The organism is Methylobacterium isbiliense (assembly GCF_022179325.1).
GTDB lineage: Bacteria > Pseudomonadota > Alphaproteobacteria > Rhizobiales > Beijerinckiaceae > Methylobacterium > Methylobacterium isbiliense.
On record NZ_BPQQ01000073.1, the window covers coordinates 24,955 to 34,905 of the forward strand.

General features: G+C 72.4%; 7 protein-coding genes and 1 pseudogene. 7 read left to right on the forward strand and 1 reads right to left on the reverse strand.

Going from position 1 to position 9,951, the window contains the following annotated elements:
- Positions 1–36: 36 nt before the first annotated feature.
- The 6 genes from MFF61_RS26795 (at position 37) to MFF61_RS26820 (ending at position 9,200) form a co-directional block, all read left to right on the forward strand.
- On the forward strand, positions 37–1,323 hold the full coding sequence (locus tag MFF61_RS26795) for a PQQ-dependent sugar dehydrogenase (RefSeq protein WP_238240750.1): 1,287 nt from the start codon (positions 37–39) through the stop codon (positions 1,321–1,323).
- A gap of 60 nt (positions 1,324–1,383) precedes the next feature.
- Positions 1,384–1,950, forward strand: a complete 567-nt coding sequence (locus MFF61_RS26800) for a c-type cytochrome (protein WP_238240751.1) — start codon at positions 1,384–1,386, stop codon at positions 1,948–1,950.
- A gap of 135 nt (positions 1,951–2,085) precedes the next feature.
- Positions 2,086–4,230, forward strand: coding sequence for an ATP-binding protein (locus MFF61_RS26805; RefSeq protein ID WP_238240752.1), 2,145 nt, complete (start codon positions 2,086–2,088; stop codon positions 4,228–4,230).
- Between the two features lie 417 nt (positions 4,231–4,647).
- Positions 4,648–4,842: a hypothetical protein gene (locus MFF61_RS26810; protein ID WP_238240753.1), complete on the forward strand. Its 195-nt coding sequence runs from the start codon at positions 4,648–4,650 to the stop codon at positions 4,840–4,842.
- 340 nt (positions 4,843–5,182) lie between these two features.
- A complete protein-coding gene (locus MFF61_RS26815) occupies positions 5,183–5,614 on the forward strand; it encodes a nuclear transport factor 2 family protein (RefSeq protein ID WP_238240754.1) in 432 nt (143 codons plus the stop codon).
- 289 nt (positions 5,615–5,903) lie between these two features.
- The gene (locus tag MFF61_RS26820) at positions 5,904–9,200 is read left to right on the forward strand and encodes a TRCF domain-containing protein (RefSeq protein ID WP_238240755.1); all 3,297 of its coding nucleotides are present in this window, start codon (positions 5,904–5,906) and stop codon (positions 9,198–9,200) included.
- A gap of 11 nt (positions 9,201–9,211) precedes the next feature.
- On the opposite strand, the gene MFF61_RS26825 is transcribed toward MFF61_RS26820, so the two are convergent.
- Positions 9,212–9,640, reverse strand: a complete 429-nt coding sequence (locus MFF61_RS26825) for a GNAT family acetyltransferase (protein ID WP_238240756.1) — start codon at positions 9,638–9,640, stop codon at positions 9,212–9,214.
- Positions 9,641–9,790: 150 nt separating this feature from the next.
- Between MFF61_RS26825 and MFF61_RS26830 the strand changes: the two are divergent.
- Positions 9,791–9,951, forward strand: a pseudogene (locus MFF61_RS26830) (ATP-grasp domain-containing protein); the annotation flags it as partial.

Genomic DNA, 9,951 nt, shown 5'->3' on the forward strand with positions numbered 1-9,951 from the left:
CCGCGTTGCCGCGGTGTCGAGAATCGGGGAGGAGACATGCCGATCAACCGATCGCGCGGCCTGCGTGCTGCGCTCGCGGGCGCCGTGCTGGCCGCCGCGCTGCCGGGTGCGTCCGCGCAACAGCAGCCCGGCGGGGCCCCCACGCCCGGCAGCGCACCCGCCGCGCCCGCGACCACCGCAGCGCCTGCCGCGACGCAGGACCGGGGCTCGGCCCTCTACGGTCGGCCCGAATCCGGCGAGGCGGCGAAACTCGCCCCGATCGCCGCCCCGCCGTTGCCGGCGCCGGCCGCGAAGCTCCCGGTGGACAGGCTCAAGGTGCCGCCGGGCTTCAAGGTCGAGGTCTTCGCCAGCGGCGTCGCCAATGCGCGCTCGCTGCGCCAGGGCGACCAGGGCACGGTCTTCGCCGGCACCCGCCTGCTCGACCGCGTCTATGCGATCCGCGACACCGGGGACAAACGAGAGGTGAAGGTCATCGCCTCCAAGCTGCATCGGCCGAACGGGCTCGCCTTCCACAAGGGCGCGCTCTACGTCGCCGAACTGTCGAAGATCTGGCGCTTCGACGACATCGAGGCGCATCTCGACGCCCCGCCGAAGCCCGTGCTGGTCTACGACGATCTGCCCAAGGACGAGGCGCATGGCTGGAAGTTCATCGCCATCGGCCCGGACGACAAGCTCTACGTGCCGGTCGGCGCGCCCGGCAACATCCAGATGCCGCCCGACACCCACGCGCAGATCCGGCGGATGAACCTCGACGGCAGCGGCGTCGAGGTGGTGGCCAGCGGCGTTCGCAACACGGTCGGGTTCGACTGGAATCCGGCGACGAAGCAGCTGTGGTTCACCGACAACGGGCGCGACTGGGTCTCGGAGGACATCCCGGAGGACGAACTCAACGTGCTGCGCGAGCCGGGCAAGCAGCATTTCGGCTTCCCGTTCTGTCACCAGGGCACCTTCACGGACCCCGAATACGGCTGGGGCCGCTCCTGCGCCGACTTCACGCCGCCGGCCGCCCTGCTCGGCGCGCACACCGCCGCACTCGGCCTGCGCTTCTACACCGGAAGCCAGTTTCCGGATTCCTACCGCAACGCGATCTTCGTCGCCCGGCACGGCTCGTGGAACCGCACGAGGAAGCTCGGCGGGGACGTGGTGGCGGTCAAGCTCGGGCCGGACGGCAAGGTCGCCTCCGTCGACCCGTTCCTGACAGGCTTCCTCGACGACAACCGCTACCTCGGGCGGCCCGTCGACGTGCTGGTGGCCAAGGACGGGTCCCTGCTGGTCTCGGACGACTACAACGGCGCGATCTACCGGATCAGCTACCAGCCGTAACCTCAGAGGCCTGCACGCGGGGGTCACCCCGCGTGCAGGCCTCTCTCATCGGGATGGATGATGCGACGATTTCTCCTGGCGCTCGCGCTCATGGCGGGCGCCGCCGCACCCGCGCCGGCCGAACCCCTGGGCGAGCGCCTCGCGCCCTGCCTCGCCTGCCACGGCGCCGACGGCCGCTCGGCCACGCCGGATGTGCCCTCCCTCGGTGGGCAGCCGGCCGATTACCTCATCACACAGCTCTACCAGTTCCGGGAGAACCAGCGCACCGCGCCGCCCATGAACGAGATGGCGGCCGGCCTCTCGGACGACGACCTGCGCGCCTTCGCGGACGAGATCGCCAAGCTGCCGCCCCCCAGGCCCGAGGGTGCGGGGCCGGAGACCGCCCTCGTGCAGCGGGCGCGGGCGCTCGTCGGGCGTCATCAGTGCAACTCCTGCCACGGCGCCGACCTCGCCGGGCGGGATGCGATCCCGCGCATCCGCGGGCAGCGGGAGGATTACCTGCTGAAGGCGCTCGCCGGCTACAAGAGCAATGCCCGGCCGGGCTACGACCCCGCCATGAACGAGGTCGCGCAGGGCCTGAGCGAGGCCGACATCCGGGATCTCGCCGCCTTCCTGTCGCGCAGCTGAGCGCGGATCGACAGGTCTGCTGCGCGCGGAACCGGGGCGGCGGCAGTCGCCTCTCGCATACTTGAACTGTATAGATGTATGCGCGTGATCGGCCACGCTCGTGCGAGGCCCTGACTGGTCGCGGCGGAAGGGGGGATGGCGGTGCATCTCGGGCAGCCGAATGTCCTGTGGCCCCTGCGCCTGATCGCGGCCCTCAGCGTCATCGGGCCGACGCTGATCTTCGGTTACGCGATCTGGTCGACGACCCGCGCGATCGAACAGAAGTCCAGCGAACGCATCGAGCGCGCCCTCGACATCCTTCAGGAGCACAGCCTCAAGGCGCTCCAGACCGTGGAGCGCACGCTCGCCGAGGCGAACGAGGTGCTGCGCGGGCTCGACGATGACGCCATCCGGGCGGACGAGGCGCAGCTGTCGCGGCGCCTGGGGCGGACGCAGGCCGCCCTGCCGCAGATCCAGGCGATCTGGGCGTTCGACGCGGCGGGACACCCCCTCGTGGCCAGCACCGTGACACCGGTGCCGGCCGGCCTCGACAACTCGGACCGCGACTATTTCCAGGCGCAGGTGGCGCACGATGCCGGCACCTTCATCGGCGACATCGTGCAAGCCAAGCTCGGCGGCTTCCGCTTCTTCGTGATGAGCGCGCGGCGACCGGAGCGGCCCGGCGGCGGCTTCAACGGAATCGTGGCGATCAGCGTGCTCCCCGGGCACTTCCGGGAGTTCTATGGTCGCCTGTCGCACGGGGTCGCGGATTCCTTCGGTTTGATCCGCAGTGACGGGGCGTTCCTCGCCCGCTTCCCGGCCGTCCTGGACCGGCCCGAGCGGCTCGATGCCCGGAGCGCCTTCCTGCAGGGGGTGATGCGCGAGCCCGCGCGCGGGGCCTTCACGGCCGTGTCGCCCATCGACGGCGTCGAGCGGCGGATCGGCTACCGGCGCGTTCCGGGTTATCCGGTCTACGTCCAGGCCGGCATCGAGACCGCGACGATGGGGCGGGAGTTGCGCTCCACGCTCCTGGGCCACCTCGCGTTCGGGTTGCCCGCGACGCTCGCGCTCGGCGCCCTCTCCATCTACGCGCTGCGCCGCACGGAACGCTTTCAGGCGGAAGTGGCCCGCCGCGAGGTCGCCGAGGCGACGCTCAAGCAGGCGCAGCGGCTGGAGGCGGTGGGCCGGCTCACGGGCGGCGTTGCGCACGACTTCAACAACCTGCTGATGGTGGTGAGCGGCAACGTCGAGCGCCTGAAGCGCTATCCGGTCGCCGACGAGCGCCAGCGGCGCGCCCTCGATGCGATCGAGGCGGCGGCCAAGCGCGGCGCCAGCCTGACCGGGCAGCTCCTCTCCTTCTCCCGCCGCCAGACCCATGCGCCGGTGCCGGTGGATCTCGTCCGGCGCCTGCCCCAGTTCCAGGACATGCTGCGGTCGAGCCTGCGCGGCGACATCGCGGTCGAGCTCGCGCTGGCCCCGGACCTCTGGCTCACGAAAGTCGACCTCACCGAACTCGAACTCGCGATCCTCAACCTCGCGGTGAATGCCCGCGACGCGATGCCGGGTGGCGGGCGGCTCACCCTCGCGGCGCAGAACGTGACGCTCGCGGACGACGGCACGGTCGGGCTCACGGGCGAGTTCGTAGCGCTGAGCCTCACCGATACAGGTAACGGGATCCCGCCCGACCTGCTGGCACGGGTCTTCGAGCCGTTCTTCACCACCAAGGAGGTCGGCAAGGGCACGGGGCTGGGCCTCAGCCAGGTCTACGGCTTCGCCACGCAATCCGGCGGCACCGCCACGGTCGCGAGCCAGCCGGGTCGCGGCACGACGGTGACGCTCTACCTGCCGCGGACGACCGAACCTGCCAGGCCCGCACCGGACGCCCACCCGCCGCGGCAGCCGGTGCGGCGCAGGCAGGATTGCGGGCGCATCCTCCTCGTCGACGACAATGCGGAGGTGGCCGAGATCACCCGATCGTACCTCGAGGAACTGGGCTATTCCGTCGTCAAGGCTCATGGCGTGGAGACCGCCCTGGAGATCCTGCGTGCGGCCGACGATATCGGCGTCGTGCTCAGCGACATCGTGATGCCGGGACGACGGAACGGCCTGGATCTGGCCCGGCATGTGCGGATGGAATATGCGGGCCGGGTCGATGTGCTGCTCGCCACGGGCTACAGCGACGTGGCGCAAGCCGCGGCCGCGGAGGGATTCGCGATCCTGCGCAAACCCTTCGACAGTCAGCAGGTGAGAGAGGCGCTGGATCGCGTGCGTCAGAGGCCGGCGCTGACGGTCGTCGGCTGACGGACCGACGCTGCGGCCGATGGGCCGTGGCCTTCGCCAGCATGATCCGCGGCTCCGTCGGCAAGGGCGGCTCGGCCCGATCCGGGTCGGGGGCTCCTGAAGGCGGAGGCCCGCCAAGGTCGGCCGCGCTCCGTCGGCGGCGCGGCAGGACGGGCGATGCACGCGGCAGCGCCGCAGGCACCAGCCGACCGACACCCGGCACCGTGCACGATCCACAGGTTTCCACAGGGGGGTTCGTGTGACGTTCTCCCGCGCGAACCCGATGCGTGCCCACACGTTCTCGTTTTGTTCTTGCCTGCCGGGTGTGCCTCGGCCATCCTGCATCGCACGAGATGCAACGAGAATCGATGTCCATCCCCCTCCGCAGCGGTATAGGGCCTGCCCGCAGTGAACCAGGAACGTCGGCGTCTGTCAGCGATGTGGCTCAACACCATTGCGTCCGGTGTCGTATCGGCCGGAACGTGCGGGTCGTTGCTCGCCTATAGCTTCGGTTCGCATCCTGGCGTGACGGGATTGCAGGTTCTGACGATATCCATGGCGTCGATCATCACGGGAGGGCTGATCCACATCGTCGCTCGCACGCTCCTCGACGCGGGCGATCGGGAGCGATGAGACCGCGGCACCGTGCGTCGGCACGCGCCGACCGGTCGCGCCGCGGGACACATCACCCGCGTCGCGGTTCGGATGCGACGGGATGGGGGCTCCCCCGCACAACCCGCCCGAGCGAAGTTCAAGCCGGCCGCCTCGCCCTGTCCGCGCAGAAGGCGCATGGTCAACGGGATGGAAGCGGCAGGCGACCTCTGGCAGCCTGGGCCGAGACCGGCGCACCCAGGGTCCGCGCGGTGACGGGGGCCGCGTCGGACGGGCGCTGCCCGGAAGGGTGTTCCGCGCCTTGGCGCCCATCTCCGGCCCTACGGCGGGTTCGAGGAGCGATGACCGACGGGAGGAAACCATGTCCCAGGAAGAGGCCAACATCGCACGCCTGAAGGACGCCTACGCACGCTGGTCCGACCAGAAGGGCGCGGATTGCGGCTGCTGGATGAACCTGATGGCGGACGACGCAACGCTCCGGTCCCTGGCGGAAAGCGCGCCCGAGCTGCCCTTCGCCGCCCAGCGCCGATCGCGGCAGGAGATCCAGGACTATCTGGATGGCCTCCTGCGGGATTGGGAGATGGTGGAGGCCGACATGAACGACTTCATCGCCCAGGGCGACCGCGTCGTGGCGATGGGCAGGGTGGCGTGGCGCAACCGGGCGACCGGGAAGGTCGCCGCGTCCCGGAAGGTCGACATCTGGCAATTCCGCAACGGCGACGTCGTCGGCTTCGAGGAGTTCTTCGACACGGCGGGGGCAGTCGCGGCCGCGACACCAGAGGCGGCTTCCTGACGCCAGCCGCCGGCCGAGACGGGCCGGTCCGCCGCGCATGCGATCCCGAGCATCGGCGTCCCCGCTCCGCCTGCCCTGCGCGGAACCCCCACCGACGCCCCAGCGGTCCGGTCCAGCAAGGCCGGATCGTCTTCGGACCACGCCGCTCCCGAAACGTGGCGAGAGGAGCGAGCCGCGCCCGGCGCCGGCCGTCCACAGCCTTCGACGCACGATGTTCGATCGGCGCAGGACCTTCCTGCACCGCGCCGCGTTTTCAAGCCCGTGGCGGTCGAGGTGGTGCGTATAACCCATGTTGAAGCGTAAGACGCGAACCGAGATCGACAGGGACACAACTGATTTTGTTGCCCCCGCACAGCCCTCCGGCGCCCTCGCCGTGGCGTTGCTCGGGCTGGCCTGCGACGCGAAGCCGCTGATCTTCATCGCGCGCGATGCCCGGCGGCTGGAGGAGATCGCCGCCATCCTGCGGGCGCTGGATCCGGAGCGCGCGGTGGCGGTCTATCCGGAATGGGATTGCCTGCCCTTCGACCGCACCTCGCCCTCCCGCGGCATCATGGGCGCGCGGGCCGGGGTTCTGCGCTGGCTGACCGACGCGGCGCATCTGCCCGACTTCCTCCTCACCACCGCCCCGGCGCTGATCCAGCGGGTGCCGCCGCCCGCCACGTGGCCGGACGCGCGCGTCGAGATCCGGGTCGGCGACCGTCTCGACGTCGACGCGCTGACCGCGACGCTGGGCCGGCTCGGCTACTGCCTCGACGACCGGGTCGACGAGCCGGGCGAGATCGCCGTGCGGGGCCGCACCGTCGAGATCTTCCCGGCGGCGGCGCCGCGCCCCTGCCGCATCGAGCATGACGGGGGCCGCGTCACGGCGATCCGCTCCTACGATCCCGTGTCGCAACGCTCGGTGACGGAGGCGGAGCGCCTCGTCGTCGATCCGGCCACCGAGATCATCCTCGGGGCCGACGCGCCGGAGCCGCTGAGGCCCTTCACGGGGCAGGAGCACCGGCTCGCCCGGTTCTACCCCCGTCTCGCGACGGTGCTCGACTACGTGCCGCAGGCGGTCCTGGTGGTCGAGGCGGGGGCGGAGGGGAGGGCCTCCGCCTTCTTCGAGCAGATCGAGGAGGGCCGCGAGAGCGCGGCGCGCGTCGCCGACGGATCCGGGGTCGTCCCGCTCGACCCGGAGCGGCGGCTCCACCTGACCCCGCAGGAGTGGTCCGCGCTCCTGGCCCGCCACGGCGCCGGGACGGCGGGGGAGCGCGAGGACATCGGCGTGCCGGCCTTCGCCCGGGAGCGATACCCGGCGGCCGCCTTCCGGCGCTACCTCACCGCGCGCGTCGCCGCGGGCGACCGCGTGGCTCTGGCCGGGCCGCGGCGGCATCTGCGGCGCCTCGTGCAGGCCGGCGTGGATGCGATGGGGCATAAGCTGCAGCGCGCCCAGCGCTGGGCCGATGTGGTGCGGGCGAAGCCCGGCGCGGTCGCGGTGCTGGAGGCCCCCATCGCCGCGGGATTCCGGGTGCCCGAGGCGGGCGTGACGGTGCTCGCGGCCCAGGACCTGCTGGGAGCGCAGGCCGCGTCCGGCGGGAAGGGGGCGGCCGCAACCCTGCCGATCGGCGAGGTCGAGCTGCGGATCGGCGACGTCGCCATCCACGAGGATCACGGCCTGTGCCTGTTCGACGGGCTGGAGGCGGTGGAGGGGCCCGAGACCCGGGCGGAGGACGCCGTGCGGCTGCGCTTCGCCGACGACGCCGTGCGGCTGGTCCCGGTGCGTCAGGCCGACCGGATCTGGCGGTACGGTGCGTCCGCCGAGGCCGTGACCCTGGACAAGCTCGACGGCAGCACCTGGGCGAAGCGCAGGGCGGGCGTCGAGGAGGCGATCCGGGCGACCGCCCGGATGATGATCGACAAGACCGCCGCCCGCCGTGCGGCTCGCGCCGAGGCCCTGGTCGCGCCCGAGCGCCAGATGGAGCGCTTCAGCGCCGGCTTCGGCTTTCCCCTCACGCCGGATCAGGCGAGCGCCATCGAGGCGGCGCTCGGCGATCTAGCCTCGGGGCAGCCGATGGACCGCTTGGTCTGCGGCGATGTCGGGTTTGGCAAGACCGAGGTGGCCCTGCGCGCGGCGGCCGCGGTTCTGTTCGCCGGCCGGCAGGTCGCCATCGCGGCGCCCACCACCGTGCTGGCGCGCCAGCACCTCGACACCGTCCGGCGCCGCTTCGCCCGGTTCGGCATCGTGCCAGCGCAGCTCTCGCGCCTGACGCCGGCCGCCGAGGCCAAGCGGGTGAAGGCCGGGCTCGCCGACGGCAGCGTCCGGCTGGTGATCGGCACGCATGCGCTGGCCGGCCGCGGCGTACGCTTCAAGGACCTCGGCCTCGTCGTCATCGACGAGGAGCAGCGGTTCGGCACCGCGCAGAAGGAGCGGCTGCGCCGCGCGGCGGCGGGCGTCCACGTCCTGACGCTCACGGCGACGCCGATTCCCCGCACCCTGCAGACGGCGCTGGTCGGCCTGCAGGACCTCAGCGTGATCGCCACGCCGCCGGTGGTGCGTCAGCCGATCCGCACCGTGATCGCGCCTTTCGAGGCCGACACGGTGCGGAGCGCGCTGAGGCGCGAGCACCGCCGCGGCGGGCAGAGCTTCGTGGTCTGCCCGCGCATCGCCGATCTCGGCCCGATGGCGGCGCGGCTGCGCGAGATCGCCCCCGACCTGACGGTCGTGACGGCCCACGGGGACCTCGACCCCGACCGGATGGACGAGGTGATGGTGCGCTTCGCCGAGGGCGAGGGCGACGTGCTCCTGGCCACCAGCATCATCGAGAGCGGCCTCGACGTGCCGCGGGCGAACACGATGCTGGTGTGGCGCCCCGAGCGGTTCGGCCTCGCGCAGCTGCACCAGCTGCGCGGCCGGGTGGGACGCGGGCAGCGGCGGGCGGCGGCCTACCTGCTCGTCGACCCGGACCAGACGCTCTCGCCGGCGAGCGAAAAACGCCTGCGCACCTTCGAGGCCCTGGACCGCCTCGGCGCGGGCTTCGCCATCAGCGCGCGCGATCTCGACCTGCGCGGCTCCGGCGATCTCGTCGGCGAGGACCAAGCCGGCCACGTCGCGCTGATCGGGCTCGGTCTCTACCAGCACCTGCTCGACCTCGCGCTCAGGGCGGCCCGGGGCGAGCCCGCGGAGGATTGGTCTCCGGAGATCCGGCTCGGCCTGTCGGGCCGGGTGCCCGACACCTACGTTCCGGAAGCGGAGCTGCGGCTGAACCTCTACATCCGCCTGGCCCGCCTGCGCACCGCCGAGGAGGCCGAGGCCCTCCGCGACGAGATCGAGGACCGGTTCGGGCCGCTGCCGCCGGAGGTCGAGACCCTTCTCACGCTCGCCCGGCTGCGGGCGGACTGCCTGGATTGCGGCATCCTGAGGCTCAGCGGTGGGCCGCAGGGTCTGGCCGCCGATCTCCGTCCCGGCCGGGCGGCCGACCTGCCCGCGACGATCGACGGCGTGACCCGGCGCGACGAGCGGCTGCTCCTGGCGTGCGGCAGCGGCGATCCGGCCGAGCTGGGCCGCCTCGCCGCCCGGTTCCTGCGCGCCCTTCAGCCGGCCTGACCGGCCCCTGGTCAGGGCGGCGGGATCAGCCACTTGGCCATCAGCGTCCGGGGCGCGACCTCGAAGCCCAGGCGCTCGTAGAACGCGACGACCCGGGTGTTCGTCTCGCGCACGAGCAGCTGGACCTTCGCGACGCCGCGGTCGCGCAGCCACGCCTCGCCCGCCGCGACCATCCGCCGGCCGACGCCGGCCCCCCGGGCCTCCGGGTCCGCCGCGACGTAGTAGAGCCAGCCGCGGTGACCGTCATGGCCCACCATGACGCTGCCGCGGAGGCGACCGGCCCCGTCCTCGCCGACGAGCACCGCCGAGCACGCGCCGGCCTGGGCGAACCGGAAATCCGCGCCGGGATCGTTGTAGGCGACGACCAGATCGCAGGCGCGCCACAGCGCGACCACGCGGGGTTCGTCATCGGGCTCGGCACGGCGGATGGTCAGCGGCATCGGGGGCACTCCGGGCGTGGCGGAAACCGTGCAGGCTGCGAGCCAAGCTTGACGCGCCGATGACGTCGGCGCGAGGTCGCCTTCGGCACCGGAGCCGCGTTGGAGCATGGCGACACCGATCGCGCCGTCGACCCGCAGGACGAGGGACGCATGCGGATTCTGCTGACGGAAGGCAGCAGCACGTCTGCGCGACAAGCCATCACCGCGCTCGCGCTCGCCGGGCACGAGGTCGCGTTCTGCGATCCCGAGCCCTTCTGCCTCGCCCGCTTCTCCCGGCTGGTCGCGCGCCGCCACCGCTGCCCGCCCCTCGG

What these genes read in the sequence shown, in the direction of transcription:
- MFF61_RS26795 (WP_238240750.1), top strand. Translation starts at nt 37, where the DNA reads ATGCCGATCAACCGATCGCGCGGCCTGCGTGCTGCGCTCGCGGGCGCC.
- MFF61_RS26800 (WP_238240751.1), top strand. Translation starts at nt 1,384, where the DNA reads ATGCGACGATTTCTCCTGGCGCTCGCGCTCATGGCGGGCGCCGCCGCA.
- MFF61_RS26805 (WP_238240752.1), top strand. Translation starts at nt 2,086, where the DNA reads ATGGCGGTGCATCTCGGGCAGCCGAATGTCCTGTGGCCCCTGCGCCTG.
- MFF61_RS26810 (WP_238240753.1), top strand. Translation starts at nt 4,648, where the DNA reads ATGTGGCTCAACACCATTGCGTCCGGTGTCGTATCGGCCGGAACGTGC.
- MFF61_RS26815 (WP_238240754.1), top strand. Translation starts at nt 5,183, where the DNA reads ATGTCCCAGGAAGAGGCCAACATCGCACGCCTGAAGGACGCCTACGCA.
- MFF61_RS26820 (WP_238240755.1), top strand. Translation starts at nt 5,904, where the DNA reads ATGTTGAAGCGTAAGACGCGAACCGAGATCGACAGGGACACAACTGAT.
- MFF61_RS26825 (WP_238240756.1), bottom strand. Translation starts at nt 9,640, where the DNA reads ATGCCGCTGACCATCCGCCGTGCCGAGCCCGATGACGAACCCCGCGTG.